Source organism: Vibrio crassostreae 9ZC13, from assembly GCF_000272045.2.
GTDB lineage: Bacteria > Pseudomonadota > Gammaproteobacteria > Enterobacterales > Vibrionaceae > Vibrio > Vibrio crassostreae_C.
The window spans coordinates 1,813,830-1,827,533 of sequence record NZ_AJYZ02000019.1; the positions used below are offsets into that span (position 1 = coordinate 1,813,830).

At 43.8% G+C, this 13,704-nt stretch carries 17 protein-coding genes; 8 read left to right on the top strand and 9 right to left on the bottom strand.

The genetic code is table 11. The features are described from left to right. Positions 1 to 8 precede the first annotated feature (8 nt). From A136_RS09260 to A136_RS09275, 4 genes are read left to right on the top strand one after another with little or no spacing between them, the layout of a single operon-like run. A complete protein-coding gene (locus A136_RS09260) occupies positions 9 to 548 on the top strand; it encodes a TadE family protein (RefSeq protein WP_017065354.1) in 540 nt (179 codons plus the stop codon). Beyond that, on the top strand, positions 529 to 1,068 hold the full coding sequence (gene tadF, locus A136_RS09265) for a tight adherence pilus pseudopilin TadF (RefSeq protein WP_017065355.1): 540 nt from the start codon (positions 529 to 531) through the stop codon (positions 1,066 to 1,068). Before A136_RS09260 ends, tadF begins: the two co-directional genes overlap by 20 nt. A 1-nt stretch (position 1,069) precedes the next feature. Continuing rightward, complete coding sequence (locus tag A136_RS09270; protein WP_017065356.1) at positions 1,070 to 2,314, top strand: TadE/TadG family type IV pilus assembly protein; 1,245 nt, start codon at positions 1,070 to 1,072, stop codon at positions 2,312 to 2,314. 11 nt (positions 2,315 to 2,325) lie between these two features. Further along, positions 2,326 to 2,958 carry an OmpA family protein gene (locus A136_RS09275; protein WP_017065357.1) on the top strand — a complete coding sequence of 211 codons (633 nt, stop codon included), beginning with the start codon at positions 2,326 to 2,328 and terminating at the stop codon, positions 2,956 to 2,958. A 50-nt stretch (positions 2,959 to 3,008) separates the two neighbouring features. Here A136_RS09275 and A136_RS09280 read toward each other — a convergent pair whose 3' ends face one another. From A136_RS09280 to A136_RS09300, 5 genes are all read right to left on the bottom strand, one after another. Next, on the bottom strand, positions 3,009 to 3,620 hold the full coding sequence (locus A136_RS09280) for a CDP-alcohol phosphatidyltransferase family protein (RefSeq protein WP_017065358.1): 612 nt from the start codon (positions 3,618 to 3,620) through the stop codon (positions 3,009 to 3,011). After that, on the bottom strand, positions 3,610 to 4,260 hold the full coding sequence (locus tag A136_RS09285; RefSeq protein ID WP_017065359.1) for an ATP-binding cassette domain-containing protein: 651 nt from the start codon (positions 4,258 to 4,260) through the stop codon (positions 3,610 to 3,612). Before A136_RS09285 ends, A136_RS09280 begins: the two co-directional genes overlap by 11 nt. Further along, complete coding sequence (locus A136_RS09290) at positions 4,226 to 5,926, bottom strand: ABC transporter permease (RefSeq protein WP_017065360.1); 1,701 nt, start codon at positions 5,924 to 5,926, stop codon at positions 4,226 to 4,228. Before A136_RS09290 ends, A136_RS09285 begins: the two co-directional genes overlap by 35 nt. Positions 5,927 to 5,931: 5 nt before the next feature. Beyond that, a complete protein-coding gene (locus A136_RS09295) occupies positions 5,932 to 7,098 on the bottom strand; it encodes an ABC transporter substrate-binding protein (protein ID WP_017065361.1) in 1,167 nt (388 codons plus the stop codon). Between the two features lie 382 nt (positions 7,099 to 7,480). After that, on the bottom strand, positions 7,481 to 7,927 hold the full coding sequence (locus A136_RS09300; RefSeq protein ID WP_004734625.1) for an META domain-containing protein: 447 nt from the start codon (positions 7,925 to 7,927) through the stop codon (positions 7,481 to 7,483). 188 nt (positions 7,928 to 8,115) lie between these two features. Here A136_RS09300 and A136_RS09305 point away from each other — a divergent pair, with 188 nt between their 5' ends. After that, on the top strand, positions 8,116 to 8,379 hold the full coding sequence (locus A136_RS09305) for a DUF1289 domain-containing protein (RefSeq protein WP_017065362.1): 264 nt from the start codon (positions 8,116 to 8,118) through the stop codon (positions 8,377 to 8,379). Between the two features lie 109 nt (positions 8,380 to 8,488). After that, entirely contained in the window at positions 8,489 to 8,656 is a 168-nt protein-coding gene (locus A136_RS22840; protein WP_017060325.1) for a hypothetical protein, read from the top strand. Between the two features lie 57 nt (positions 8,657 to 8,713). Here the strand turns inward: A136_RS22840 and A136_RS09310 are convergent, their stop codons facing one another. The 3 genes from A136_RS09310 to A136_RS09320 all read right to left on the bottom strand — a co-directional run bounded on the left by A136_RS09310 (position 8,714) and on the right by A136_RS09320 (position 10,871). Continuing rightward, the gene (locus tag A136_RS09310; RefSeq protein WP_017065764.1) at positions 8,714 to 9,016 is read right to left on the bottom strand and encodes a thiamine-binding protein; all 303 of its coding nucleotides are present in this window, start codon (positions 9,014 to 9,016) and stop codon (positions 8,714 to 8,716) included. 142 nt (positions 9,017 to 9,158) lie between these two features. Next, positions 9,159 to 9,380, bottom strand: coding sequence for a hypothetical protein (locus A136_RS09315; RefSeq protein WP_017065363.1), 222 nt, complete (start codon positions 9,378 to 9,380; stop codon positions 9,159 to 9,161). A 252-nt stretch (positions 9,381 to 9,632) separates the two neighbouring features. After that, positions 9,633 to 10,871 (bottom strand): DEAD/DEAH box helicase, encoded by a 1,239-nt coding sequence (locus A136_RS09320; RefSeq protein WP_017065364.1) that lies wholly within the window; start codon positions 10,869 to 10,871, stop codon positions 9,633 to 9,635. A 209-nt stretch (positions 10,872 to 11,080) separates the two neighbouring features. Between A136_RS09320 and A136_RS09325 the strand changes: the two genes are divergently transcribed. Together A136_RS09325 and A136_RS09330 are read left to right on the top strand one after the other, a co-directional pair. After that, complete coding sequence (locus A136_RS09325) at positions 11,081 to 11,707, top strand: LysE family translocator (protein ID WP_017065365.1); 627 nt, start codon at positions 11,081 to 11,083, stop codon at positions 11,705 to 11,707. Between the two features lie 267 nt (positions 11,708 to 11,974). Continuing rightward, positions 11,975 to 12,331 (top strand): hypothetical protein, encoded by a 357-nt coding sequence (locus tag A136_RS09330; protein ID WP_017060329.1) that lies wholly within the window; start codon positions 11,975 to 11,977, stop codon positions 12,329 to 12,331. A 143-nt stretch (positions 12,332 to 12,474) separates the two neighbouring features. On the opposite strand, the gene A136_RS09335 is transcribed toward A136_RS09330, so the two are convergent. Continuing rightward, positions 12,475 to 13,599 (bottom strand): M14 family metallopeptidase, encoded by a 1,125-nt coding sequence (locus tag A136_RS09335; protein ID WP_017065366.1) that lies wholly within the window; start codon positions 13,597 to 13,599, stop codon positions 12,475 to 12,477. Positions 13,600 to 13,704 lie beyond the last annotated feature (105 nt).

Genomic DNA, 13,704 nt, shown 5'->3' on the forward strand with positions numbered 1-13,704 from the left:
GTGGTTTTATGCGAAAAACGAACAATAGAAAAAAGCACTTGGGCATTGCATCTATCGAGTTTGCTTTGTCATTTATGGCGTTTTGGTTGATGTGTATTACTTGGGCTGAGATGGGCTACATGTCTTATGTGTCCTCGGTAAGTGACTATGCAATCTCCGAGTCAGTAAGAGATGCAAAAGTTGTTATTCAAGATTCTAGCACTAGAGGTGAATCAGGCTCTACTACTGATTTTATGCAGTCATTTAAAAATTCGATTCAAGCACAGGGATCTCTTTGGGGAGAGATGATTGACCCTAATAAATTCAGGCTTTCTATTCAATATTTGGATGATATTCAGGCTTTGTCATCATATAAAGGAGAGTGTGAAATTGAAGATGACAGTTTATACGAGTTGGAATGTGGGGAGCCTGTGAATAGTGTCATGGCTGTATATCGAATTGATTATGACTTTAAACCTATGTTGTCTTTTTTAATTGATACGGAGACCTTATTCTCACGTGAAGTTATCGTGATTCAGGAGTACGAGCGTGATCAATTTAAGATATAGACAGGCAGGAACGTTCTCTGTTGAATTTGCATTACTAGGTGTTGTTTTTGCAACACTCTTAATATTGACGGGGGACGTCATTATAAAGCTATCAATACAAGGGAAGTTAGACCGTTTGTCTTATTCTCTTGTGAATGTGCTAAAAGAAAGAACTCAATTGTATGGTAAGAATGATAACACTTTAACAACGGATGATGCCAAAGCACTATATAAGGTAGCGAGAAACTCTTTGGAACGTACTACCGGAAATTACAACCAAGCTAATTTGTCAGGTACATTCGAAATGCTAAGTTTTGACTTAAATGGCAACTCAAATACTACGACGGTCAAGCGCGGTGGAGGCTGTACCTTGACAGAAACCATTCAGGGTCTTCAAGCACTATCTATGATGACGTCATGGGGAAGAAGAGCCACGTTGTATCGAGTAACTCTTTGTTATGAGACAGATAATTGGGCTGGTGAGCTATTCGAGACCGACTTCACAACAGTTCAATCTTCTTCTGTCATGATGGGTAGGTAGTATGCGTCAGTCGTTAAACAAACAGAAAGGACATGCTGCGATACTATTTGCTTTACTCATCCCCGGCTTTTACGGTTTGTTTGCATTAGGAATCGATGGTGCCAGAGCTATACAAAATCGTGCTCGTCTGGGAGATGCTGCTGAAGTAGCTGCACTCGCACTTTCTGCGCAAAATAGCACAAGTTCACAGCATAATACTGCACTAGCTCGTTTATATGTAGATGCCTATATACGAGATAAAGAAACAAATGTGCCTATGAATATCGTTAGGACGGAGTGTCAGTTGACGGATCAAACTCAATGCGAAGGCGGTGCGAGGTATAGTCAGTATGATATTTCTATAACTACCACGCATGAATCTTGGTTTCCCGGTAACGATAATTTTGTCGGCTTAGATGAAAAGTATTCTGTAAGTCATGCTGGTACAGCGAGAAAATATCAAGGTGACTCCATTGATATTGCATTCGTGACAGATTTTTCGGGTTCAATGGATTATTGGTGGGGTACAAAGAGAAAATATCAAGAGGTACAAGATATTATTTCGAACGTGCTCGTTGAGTTGGATAAATTTAACCAAGAAAGCGCCTCACCCGATGAGCTTAATAAGGTTGCCTTAGTTCCTTTTGCCGCATATTCGGTCGATGGGGTTGGTCGTCGGTGTAATGGTAGTAGGAGTAAAAGAAAAATATATTATTCAAACCAAATCGTGTTCGGGTGGAGCGATAAACAGAGTGCGAAAAATACAGTTGAAGATTTATGGCAAGTAAAAGAATCCGATGAGCGTTGTGATTATGTTGCTAATTATGATTATTATACCACCCCACTGACGTCTGATTTAGACAGTATTGACGATGATATTAAAAGTTTTTCACCTGATGGAGGTACAGCTTCTTATCAAGGTATTATGCGAGCAGCGCAAATCTTAAAAGCGACAAATAAACCAAACCCACGGCGGTTGATCGTTATACTTTCTGATGGAGACGACAGTGATTCGGATATGGCTAGCGCTTTGGTGGAGGAAGGGATGTGTACTGAAATTATCGACGGGCTGAGCTCTGATAGAACTGTTTCTGGGCGGCCAGTGACGGCACAGCTCGCTTTAATTGGCTTCACTTATGATGTTAATGACAATAGAGCTTTAGCTGACTGTGTTGGTGAAAGTAATGTTTACGATGCCTCCAACCCAGAAGAACTGTTGGAAATTATTCTAAACCTAATTTCAGAAGAAATTGGACATATTAAGTAGTAGGAAAGTTCATGAATCCACTAAAGTATTTATTTATCGCTCTTTTCTTCTTCGTGTATAGCGCGGGGAGTATAGCCAAAGAGAAAGAAGTCATGTTTAACGAGTATTGTGCAAAAGAAGGGATGGACATTGAGCGCTCTGTTAGAGTGGGAGAACCTATCTCTATTATCCCAAATGCTGGACCTTTCAGCATGCTTGAAACGACGAGTAAACACGAACTTAATAAAGATTTGCGTCAGTTTTTGATTGGTGAGGTCGGCGTCAGCGAAGGTTGTAGCGAGTTTCTAATCCTTAACGGTCAGTTAGAAAATGGAAGGCAAGACGATCCTTTGGCAAAAGTTTACTTTTCTTTCGACCGGTCTCAGTTAACAGACTCTTCTCTCTATATTCTGGATAAAATTGTAAAGTTAGCATCGTTGTCTAGTAGTAAGTTTTTGCTCGAAGGTCATACTGACAGCGTAGGAAGTTCTGATTACAATCTAGCACTTGGAGAACAGCGTGCGAATTCAGTAGCGTTTTATCTTCAATCAAAAGGGGTTGAAGGAATTAGCATTTTATCGAGTGGCGAATTGGCACCTGTAGACACTAACTCCACAAGTCAGGGAAGAGCGAATAACCGACGTGTCGATGTGATGGTAAATTAGATTCAACAAAATAAAGGATACAATTATCGATTGTATCCTTTTTTGGTGTCCTAATTTATTTTGAGAGTCTGGAACCCAAAATAAATACGCATGAACGTGGTTAGCCAACAAGCTGCACCAAAGGTGTAAGCGATAACCGCAAAGTGTTGAGGCCAAATACAAAACGCGATGAAACAAGCGATGGTTTCAGTGCCTTCGGTTAGCCCTGACATGTAGTACAGAGACTTATGCTTATAGACTGGGTTTTCAATGCCTCGCTTGCCTGCCATAACCGCAAACGCTAAAAAGCTGCTGCCTGTGCCGATAAAAGAGAAGATCAAAAATGCACCGGCAATGGCGTTGTGTTCTGGGTTGGCAATGACAAATCCAAAAGGGATCAGCGAGTAGAATAGGAAATCTAGGCTGATATCGAGGAAACCGCCCGCATCACTAATGCCTTGGATTCGAGCCAAGGCTCCATCAAGCCCATCACATACTCTATTAAACACAATGAAGCCTAACGCCCACTCATATTGTTGAAATGCCAACGCTGGAAACGCTAAACACCCAATCAGAAATCCGAATAACGTGGTTTGATTGGCCGTGATACCCAATTGGTTTAGTAACTTAGCAGACTGATTTAATGGCCACTTAATGACCTTAATGGAGTACTTATCCAGCATGGTTACTTCTCCATGGCCAAGACAGTACTTCTGCCCCTTGAGGTACATCGGCTTCGTCGTGCGTGACCATTAATGTAGGGATATTCGCTTTGGTCAGCTGTTCGAAGACCCAATCGCGAAATTGTGCTCTGAGCTCTTGGTCTAACTTACTGAACGGTTCGTCAAGCAGGGCGAGTTTAGGCTTGGCTAACAACATACGAGTCAAGCTTATTCTTGCGCGTTGACCGCCGGATATTTGATCCGGGAAAGATTCAGCTAAGTGAGTTAGCTCTATGTCTTTTAGTGCAGCCATTGCTTGTTTTTGGCGAGCGGAACCTTTAACAGAGTTCGGTAACGAAAAGGCCAAGTTTTCCCATACTTTGAGGTGCGGAAACAACAAGTCATCTTGAAACAAAATACCGACTTCACGCTGATGTGATGGAAGCTCGTCGAGCTGAATATTGTTCAACACAACGGTGCCAGAGTACGAAAACTCTTCACTTAAGTGACCAGCAATCGCATCCAGTAAGGTCGACTTTCCGCAGCCACTCGGCCCCATCAAAGCCAGTATTTGGCCAGATTCTAATGTGACGTTTAGCGCTGAGAACAGCGAATCTCCATCGGTTTTACGGATGGCGAGGTCGTTGAGGTACAGACTCATTACTTAGGAAACCTTTAAAAGTAAGACGGCGATATCTCAGTTGAAGTCGGCTGACTAATATCGCTAAAGAGAAAAAGAACAGAGGCAATAGGGCCTGCCAAATGGCATAGATTGCTGTCACCCTGCGGTCGAAACCACTGGTAAGTGCAACGGCTTCTGTGGTGATCGTGCTAATACGGCCCGCGCCGAGCATTAATGTTGGAAGGTATTGGGCCAAACTCACGCTGATCCCGACCGCCCAAGCAAAGGCAATCGCAGGAAGCAAGATTGGTAGTTTGATCGAATACCAACTCTGAAATGGCGATTTACCTAGGCTCAGCGAGGCTTTAATCAACCCATCATTGAAGCTTTTCCACGGGCCATCCAAAGACAGGTACACAAACGGGAAAGCAAAGAAAACATGCGCCCAAATCACCCAGAACTCATAGGCACTACTGCCGATGTAGAGGGTCGTGACTTGCATACCAAACAACACTGAAAGCTGTGGTATTAGCATTGGAATAGCGATAATGAAGCCCGGAACTTGCCACTTGTATTTGATTCTGTATTCGTGAGCAACCAGCGCAAGCAACAAAGCGATTGAAGCAGCAATCAGACCAATCCATAAGCTTTGACCAACGGTGCTCATGATGCCTTCCCACTCGAACTCCCAGAAGCGCGTGCTGTAGCGGCTCGGCAGTAAATCAGGGAAGCGCCAACGCTGAGCAACGCTCCAAATTACCATTAAAGGAATGATCAGCAGTGAAAGGCTAGCAAGGACAGTGAATACCGTTTTCCCCGGAAGGTTTGCCCCTGTTCTTCCGGAATACTGCCAAGTTCGAAAGTACTTAAGAACCGCCCATTCAACTAAACGCGCCAAGGCGATGATCAACGAAGCTAAACCAAACAAAACGATGGCACCAGCAGCAGCTCGCGGAAGTAGGTTAAGATCCGGATCGTTGAACCATTGCCATACCAAAACGGCAAAGGTCGGCGGGTTGGTTGGGCCTATGATCAAAGCAATATCGACAACCGAGACACTGTAAGCGAGTACCGCCAGCATTGGGAAACGAAGCTTAGTAAACCATTGTGGGAAAATACATTTCCACCAGATCTGAGCGCGGCTGTAACCGAGCGATGCACTGACCTTGGTGATACGCTCTACATCAATTTGCTGAAGTATCGAAATGCTCATCAGCAATAAGAAGGGGATTTCTTTGAGTGCGAGCATAATAATTAAGCCGAACGCGTATGGGTCTTTCACCAATAACGCCAATTCAGAGCTGGTAGCCGATTCGCCGAGCAAGTGATGTACCGCTCTTGCGCCAAGCCCCGTTGGACTAAACAGAAAAGCAAAGCCGATAGCGAAAGCTACATGTGGAATGGCAAGCATTGGCGATAGCGTAAACTCAATCTTTCTCCAAAACTTGTTTCCCCAAGAGGCTTGAAGAATAAAAAAGGTCAGGAAGCAGGCTATATAGCTGCTTGCAATTGCTGAACCTAGGCTTAAGCCAATAGAGTGCCAAGCCCCTTCCCATTGAAAGACTTGGCTAAAACCGTTGAGTGTCGGCTCCTCTAAACCAAGGGGCGGGATGAAACTCAGTGACGAAGCCACGACTCCCGCTACCCCAGGAATGGTCGGGATAATGCATACAGCTATAACAACAAAATATAGAGCGCGTAGCATGAAGACTAGTTACCGTATCGCTTAAGCCACTCTTTCTCGAGCGCGTTTTGCCAGCTAGGGTGTGGTTCATCAACCGATTTAAATTGCTGGGTGTTTTTAGCGCTGCCAGTGAGGTACTTGCTGCTCAGAACCGAAGGATCGCCCCAAACATTGAGGTCCCCCTTGCGAGACTGTGCTTCAGGGCTCAGTAAGAAGTTAATGGTCACTTGAGCACCCGCGGTTGCATTGGCGTTCCAAGGAATCGCAAGGAAGTGAATGTTAGATAGAGCGCCGCTTTCTAGAGCATAAGCCTTAGTGGTTTCGGCTAAGCGACCACTGGCTTGTGCTGAATAAACAGAGTTTGGATTAAACGTAATCGCGAGATCGATCTGTCCGTCATCCAGAAGTTGGATGCTTTCCGATGTGCCTGCTGGGAACTGCTTTCCACCGCGCCACGCCACTTTATGGAATTTATCTAAGTAAGCCCACAGTGGTGCCGTTACTTCTTGGAAGTTGTCTTCTGAAACCGGCTGAGCCAGCGCAGGGTTATTGTTTGTTAGTTCAATCAGTAGTGACTTAATGAAGCTCGTGCCATGAAACTCTGGTGGGCGAGGGTAGCTTAAGCGGTTCGGGAAAGCCTGAGCGTAGCTTAACATCTCAGAGAATGATTGTGGCGGGTTGTGAAGTGTTTCTTGGTCATGAATGAACACCAGTTGTCCCACGCCCCACGGTGCTTCTAAGCCTTCTGTCGGCTCTGAGAAATCGACATCAATTGGCAGAGACTTATCGACATACTGCCAATTTGGAAGTGATTCCGTAAATGGCCCAAACAATAGCGCGTTGTCTTTCATCGAACGGAAGTTCTCGCCATTAATCCAGACGATATCGACGCTGCCTTCACTGTTCTTTCCTGCCGCTTTTTCAGCAAGCAGTCGAGTGGTGGTTTCCGCAATATCGGTCACTTTCACATGCTTTAACGTGACACCGTAGTCACTTTGTAATTTCTTGCCTGCCCACTGTAGGTAACGATTGATCTCTTGGCTTCCGCCCCAAGCGTGAAAGTAGACAGTTTCTCCCTCTGCCTGCTGTTCGATTTGGTTCCAGTTATTGGTTGATGTTGCTTCATCAGCATAAATGGTTGCGCTGTATGCAACGGTTGCCATGATTCCTAACGTACTTACTATCTTGTTCATAAACTTTTCCATTTGGTAGTGAACGGGTAAGAGCATTGTTATTTAGAACTCCCTACAGTTATTCTATCTGTTTCTGAAATAAATTCTAATTCAACAGTAAATTCAATCAATTACTTGAGAACAAGCAGGGAGTTCTCGGTTGAGTTTTGTTCGATCTGTAATCACCTCGAAAACTCGACAGACTCTAGGCTTTTGCCATCCTAGCAACAGACCGCTGAACCGTTGAATTTATTGCATCTAAATGAGAGATTTTTGAGGTTTATTGGAGGCTGGTACGAAAAGTCGGCGATGAGTGCCAATTTTGAAGAAGTAGTGAGGGCAAGCTGACAATAAAAAAGGAGCCATCAGGCTCCTTTAATCAGTATTTGGTTTCGATGACGGATTAGTTTACCCAGTCACGAATTGTGTACGTTAGCGTGTGTACATCGTTTTTCAGTACTAGCGTATCGTTTGTTAGCGTTACGTCGCTCCACTCGCTTAGAGTAGCAGAAACCGATTGTTCGATTTCCATCGCAGAGCCGTGACACATTTTCATTGTCATGCCCATTTGCTTGATACGGAATTGACCGTCTTTCAGCTCGCCTTGACCGAAGAAGTTGTTACAACCAGCCATGCCGTTTGCAGTCATCTTTTCGCCGATCTCTAGACGAGGAGCTGCTTGGTCTTCGCTTTTCACAATGTCCTTGCCATCAATTTGCGCAAGTTCCCAATTATGGTGCTGTAGATCGGTTGGTGTTACTTGCATCGCGTTGTCACCTGTTGTTGTGCATGCTGCTAGCATCATAGGTAAAGCGGCTACTGCTAGTAATTTTTTTGAACTAAACTTCATATTATAAGGCTCCAAAGGAAAGAACGAAGTTACCGGATAAGTGTAACTTGATGGGTTCAAAGTATAGTTTACAAAACACTATATGTGTCAGTATAAGGTCATAGTTTAGTATGGATTTCATGAGCCAGGCGACAAATTAATCGCTTATTTTTGAGAGAGTAAGCGTAATTTTGAATGTGTAAGGAGGCATGGTGGAGCAGTTAGAGTTTTTCCAAGTTCCGAGCCCTTGCGTTGGGGTTTGTTCAAGCGATGACAAAGGCTATTGCAACGGTTGTATGCGCAAGAGAGAAGAGCGCTTTAATTGGATGTCGATGACACCGTCAGAACAATTGCACGTGATAAAGCTGTGTCGTCAGCGCTATAGAAGAAAAATAATGAATAAAAAATACTTGATTGGTAAGCAGGTCGATGAAGAGGGAAATACCAGTCCCCAAAGAGATCTTTTTGGCTAAAGAGGAAGTATTTAGATTTTATTTAACTCCGAAGTAACTATTACTTTACATAATGGTTGGGGTGTAATATTAAAGTAGGTACCTTTGTACCAGAAGGAGTGGTGTCGGTATGAATAAAAAGAACGTAAAAATCAAAAAAGAGCCAGTCAAAGCACTTGACCGAAAACCGATCGGGGCAAAAGATGACCCTGAAGAGACTCCGCGTGATTGGCATTCGATGTCAGAAGAAGAACGAATGGAAATCCTTTCTCACCTCTCAGACATGCCTTTCCAATAACACCACTGGTTCTTCAGAGCCTTTCTTAAAGCTCAGTTTTCAGAAACAAAAATGTGATTAAACAAACATGTGATTCGCTTTCGTTACACCACGATGGTACGTGCAAAATGTATCATCGGCCTCGGTGGTTTTACTGTGAATCTTAATGTTTGTGATCACTTCTACCGCCCCTGCATCGTAGCAAGCTTGTTCTGCTTTTTTAACGATATCGAGTAATTGATTGAGTTCACCTTTCATTGTGGTTTCCATCGCACCAACTTGGAAAGGGACATCGGCTGCTTTCACAACTTCAATGGCTTTATCAACTACTTCGAAGTTGTTGCCTTCTTTAACGCGAGGGATCACTTGGAAGGCAACCATCACTTCTTTTTCTCTTTTTAACTCAGACACTTTCTGCTTACTCAATGATAGGGATTTGTTGTAGATGATAGGTTAATGCGGAGATAAATTCTACAGCGGTTACGCTGCTTTATTTATGACACGAGTGACTGGAGATATCGGACTACTTGCTACCCCAGTGGTCACTTACCCAACCACCTATGTGCTCATCAAAATGACTGCCACTGAACCTCTGGTTGCGTTCAACCGAAGTATCACAATCATCTTTATTATCTATTAGGGTTTGTATGTAGTTTGCCATCGGGTCATTGGAACGTTGACGATCTCGGCGAGTTGCCACTTCCTTAATCAGTTGTAATCGATATGTAGAGCTAGCACGTTTCATTTCAATGACCTCCTGTTGTAGACACTAATAGAAAAATCTAGTTGCTAGATATAGGGGCGTCAACGTGATTTAAGAGTATTTTTTTGAGCAACCAAGAATCAATACGTTGGCATCATAATTCACAAAAGTGTCATTTAAGTTGGCAACTTTAGGGAAGTTTTTGGGTGTGAATTTGTATTTTGTTGCATATAAAAAAGCCCAGTACAAACTGAGCTGACCATTCTATTTCTGGTTACTTAGAGTTATTTCTGGTTACTTAGAGCTATTTGGTTTGCTTTTAAATTGCTTAATGCTTTTCTTTTTAGCTGTTCTTCGATTGGCCATTTTATCTTTAGGTGGACGCTTGCGAGCGGTCGTTTCAGATGCAGGTTTGTCGGTAACCGGGAAACCCTCTAATGGTTGCAGCACTAACGGCTTATTGGTCAAGGTGCGAATCGCATTGAGGTAGTCAGTTTCGCTGTGGCTAACCAGAGAGACCGCGCAGCCAGTACTTCCTGCTCTTGCTGTACGACCAACGCGGTGTACGTAAGTTGCTGAGTGAGAAGGTAATTCGAAGTTAATTACGACAGGTAACTGATCAATATGAATGCCTCTAGCCATCACGTCTGTCGCGATAAGCACACGAGTCTCGCCATTTTTGAAACTTTCTAATGCTTGCTCTCGTTCTTCTTGGCTCTTATTTCCATGTAACGCACTCACACTGATTTTGGCTTTATTCAATCGTTTGGTTAATGCATCGGCATTGTCTTTTGCGCCAATAAATACCAATACTTGCGGCCATGTGTGTTGATTGAGTAGTGCGATGAGCGCTTGAGCTTTACTGCCTTTGTTCACTAAATACAGGGTTTCTTCAATAGTCGCGACCACGCTGTTTTCTTGATGTGTCGTGACTTTAACTGGATTTGAAAGAAGCTCTTCAGCCTGACCTACTAATTCGGGCGGAAGTGTCGCAGAGAACAACAGTGACTGACGTTTGCTCGGTAGTGCTGAAGTAATCGCTTGAATATCTTGCCAAAAGCCCATGTCGATCAGGCGGTCGGCTTCATCAAGAACCAATGATGAACACTGAGCGACATCCAGTTCATCACTTTTGATTAAAGCAAGTAAGCGGCCCGGTGTGGCGATGGCTAATTGTGGTTTAGTCGATAATTGTTGCTGTTGATCATCAGTATTTACGCCGCCCGTTAGCGTTACCAATTTGATATCAAGCGCTGTTGCGATCGGCTCTAAAGATTTGGTCACTTGAGACGCGAGTTCACGTGTCGGGACGATGATAAGCGCTTGCAGTCCATTCACATCATGGTTGATGTTGTTCAGCAAGGGTAAGCCGAACGCCAACGTTTTTCCGCTACCCGTTTGAGCCAACGCAAGTACGTCTTTACCCGCAATAATTGATGGAATTACCGCTTGTTGTATCTCAGTCGGTTTGTCGAATTGAGAAGGGATCGCTGTGACGGTTTTTGCGTTAAGGGTGAGGTTATCAAATGACATAAATGAACCAAGTATCAAAATGGAGGTGGAGTCTAACAGGGCTATAAATGTTAGAGAATCAGTTTTGTATGTTAGACGATAAACACATTCATTATACGCGCGAATTATGTCTGTTAGCTATACGCGATAATTAAGCGTTTATCATATTGTAATGGCACTGAATGGACGTACAATGTCCGCCCTAAAAATGTTCATGAAATGAGATCGAAATGAGTTGGGACAGTATCTGGCTGTTTATCGTTATCGTGTTTTTTATTGCCATTATCCCGGGCCCAAATGCGCTGTTGGTATTAAGCACAGCCTTAACTCAAAGGAAGCTGTTCGCATTTGTGAACGTGTTGGGCGTGTCATGTGGTTTCTTTTTTCATGCCTTTATCTCGGCTAACGGCATAAGCTTATTACTGTCGAACACTCCCATGGCCTTTGAAGGGCTAAAGTGGGCTGGGGTTTTGTATCTTGTCTGGCTTGGGTATAACCATTTTCGTGCGGCGCTGCGCGCTCAAGAGGGCGTGCTCTCTGTGGTGAGCGCATCGGGAAGTAAGCTATATCATCAGTTTTTCAAAGGGCTTCTCACTAATCTACTGAATCCTAAAATTGTCCTGTTTTATCTTTCTATATTCCCTCAATTTGTTTCAACAGATGCGATTGTGACAGACAGTTTGATACTTGGTGCAATTCAAGCGTCAGTGGTGTCGATGTGGTTCTTAGTTGTGATCTTAATGGCGGATACCTTTAAGCGCTTGTTAGTTCAAAAGCGCACCTCGCAAATGATGAACATTGTGTGTGGGATTCTATTCGTGGGCTTCAGCATTCAGTTGGCATTGTTTCAGCTTTAGGGTGCGATGCGAAGAATTGGGTTTTTAGCTATTGGTTCAGTTCATTTCCGGCTTAGTTCTCGTTTCCATCTTAGTTTTCATTTCCGATTCAGTTCTCATTTTTTACTGAATGCTAAGCAATCAGTGTTTCTCTGTATAAATCTCTAAAGCATTAGCTCGGGAAGTCGATATAATTATTAGCTATCAATTTGGTGAATGTGTTTATTTGAGACCAATTGAAGCTACAGCCTATTGCTTGACCGAAATAACAGAGACAGGGAGTCACCAATGCGTGAAGATTCATTCACCCAGAAACGCAAATATTACCGCTTAAAGTACCCTCAAAAGGCTCGTCCGGTGATGCGAATTAAGGATGAGCTTTTTCATGTCAGCGAAGTTTCTGAAAAGGGTGTACGCCTGATGATGCGTAACATCATTCCGGTTTATCGTGGCTTTTCAATGGCCGGCACCTTGAGGTTGCATGACAACAACAGTATCGATATTAGCGGTGCTGTATTGCGACAAGAAGGTGACGAAGTGATCGTTCAGTTATCACAAGGTCCGAGCTTCAAAGATATGGTGTCTGAACAACGCCACATTAGGCAAAGATACCCAGTGTTTTTTGCTAGCCTCAGAGTGGCATAGAAAGCTTTTAAAGTTAGATTCACTCATCCAAGCCGATATTAAAAAGCCCAGCACTTTCACAAGTGCTGGGCTTTGTTCTATCTATAGCCCAGATTCTTATAAACCAAAGGCGATACAGGTAAAGCTAATGAGCTTAGTTCGCCTTATAGCTCGTCTACTGTAGCCCAAACTGCGGCTAGCATATCGTGACCAAACGCGACACTTCGTTCTGGAGACCAGCCGTAAAGTTCGTCAGCGTGACTGATGTGATCTTTAAATGGCATCTCGACGGTGTAAGCCAAACACTTGAATTGCTCACCAATCCAGTTTGTGCCAACTGTCATGTTTGCTTTGCCTGGTTCGTCTTTATCGTAACCAAATTCATCTTGGAACTCTGGCGTGATAGTGAGCAGTGCTTGCTTAAAGTGGTTCTCTAGCTTCGCGATGCGCTCGTTGTAAGAAGGTGTGCCTTCGCTACCTGCTACAAAGTTATATGGAATCGCTTCATCGCCATGAATATCTAGGCACAGGTCAACGCCCGTTTCTAGCATACGCTCGCGAACAAGGAATACCTCTGGGCTGCGTTCCATAGAAGGTGATTGCCATTCGCGGTTCAGGTTAACACCAATCGCGTTAGTACGCAGGTGACCGCGGATGCTGCCATCTGGGTTCATGTTTGGTACAACTCTGAACACAACGCTGTCTAGAAGAGAGCGACCAACCGTATCTGTTTCATCAAGTAGGCGTTGTAGCAGGCCTTCGATCAGCCATTCAGCCATCGTCTCGCCAGGGTGTTGGCGACCAATAACCCAGATGTTTTTCTTCTCTTCACTTGGTTCGCCGATGGTTAGCAAAGTGATGTCGTTGTTGTCTAGCGTCTGACCTAGAGTTTCAAGCTTACAAGCAGGGTGCGTTTGAGCATTGTGCAGAAGATCTTGGTGACGATCGTATGAGTACGGCGCGAAGTACGCGAAGTACATTGAATCGTGTTCAGGGATGATATCGAAGCTTAATGTATCGCCATCGAACTGAGATGGGATACGGAACCACTCTTCACGGTCATACGATGCAACTACATCGTAATCTTTCCAGCCTTCAGGGTAGGCAGATGTTGCCAATTGACCGATTTCAAAGTGGTGAGCTTGTTGAGCTTCACTTTCTAAGCGGAAGTGAAACCACTGAGAGATTTCAGTTTGGTAGTCTGCTGGGATCGTCAGTTGAATGTTTTGTGGTGAATCTGCAGAAACGACGTGAATGTTGCCGCTTTCGAAATTGCTGAAAATTTTCATTGTAGTTTTTATCTCGTAGTTGAGTTGCCGTAAGACTAGCACACTTTTTTTCGAGCAAACCACTAACTAAATCGTAATGAGATGTTATTTCAACTATCTACTTTT

Bases quoted from the DNA above. Each gene is read 5' to 3' on its own strand.
- A136_RS09260 (WP_017065354.1), top strand. From the start codon at position 9: ATGCGAAAAACGAACAATAGAAAAAAGCACTTGGGCATTGCATCTATC.
- A136_RS09270 (WP_017065356.1), top strand. From the start codon at position 1,070: ATGCGTCAGTCGTTAAACAAACAGAAAGGACATGCTGCGATACTATTT.
- A136_RS09275 (WP_017065357.1), top strand. From the start codon at position 2,326: ATGAATCCACTAAAGTATTTATTTATCGCTCTTTTCTTCTTCGTGTAT.
- A136_RS09280 (WP_017065358.1), bottom strand. From the start codon at position 3,620: ATGCTGGATAAGTACTCCATTAAGGTCATTAAGTGGCCATTAAATCAG.
- A136_RS09285 (WP_017065359.1), bottom strand. From the start codon at position 4,260: ATGAGTCTGTACCTCAACGACCTCGCCATCCGTAAAACCGATGGAGAT.
- A136_RS09290 (WP_017065360.1), bottom strand. From the start codon at position 5,926: ATGCTACGCGCTCTATATTTTGTTGTTATAGCTGTATGCATTATCCCG.
- A136_RS09295 (WP_017065361.1), bottom strand. From the start codon at position 7,098: ATGAACAAGATAGTAAGTACGTTAGGAATCATGGCAACCGTTGCATAC.
- A136_RS09300 (WP_004734625.1), bottom strand. From the start codon at position 7,927: ATGAAGTTTAGTTCAAAAAAATTACTAGCAGTAGCCGCTTTACCTATG.
- A136_RS09305 (WP_017065362.1), top strand. From the start codon at position 8,116: ATGGTGGAGCAGTTAGAGTTTTTCCAAGTTCCGAGCCCTTGCGTTGGG.
- A136_RS22840 (WP_017060325.1), top strand. From the start codon at position 8,489: ATGAATAAAAAGAACGTAAAAATCAAAAAAGAGCCAGTCAAAGCACTT.
- A136_RS09310 (WP_017065764.1), bottom strand. From the start codon at position 9,016: ATGGTTGCCTTCCAAGTGATCCCTCGCGTTAAAGAAGGCAACAACTTC.
- A136_RS09315 (WP_017065363.1), bottom strand. From the start codon at position 9,380: ATGAAACGTGCTAGCTCTACATATCGATTACAACTGATTAAGGAAGTG.
- A136_RS09320 (WP_017065364.1), bottom strand. From the start codon at position 10,871: ATGTCATTTGATAACCTCACCCTTAACGCAAAAACCGTCACAGCGATC.
- A136_RS09325 (WP_017065365.1), top strand. From the start codon at position 11,081: ATGAGTTGGGACAGTATCTGGCTGTTTATCGTTATCGTGTTTTTTATT.
- A136_RS09330 (WP_017060329.1), top strand. From the start codon at position 11,975: ATGCGTGAAGATTCATTCACCCAGAAACGCAAATATTACCGCTTAAAG.
- A136_RS09335 (WP_017065366.1), bottom strand. From the start codon at position 13,599: ATGAAAATTTTCAGCAATTTCGAAAGCGGCAACATTCACGTCGTTTCT.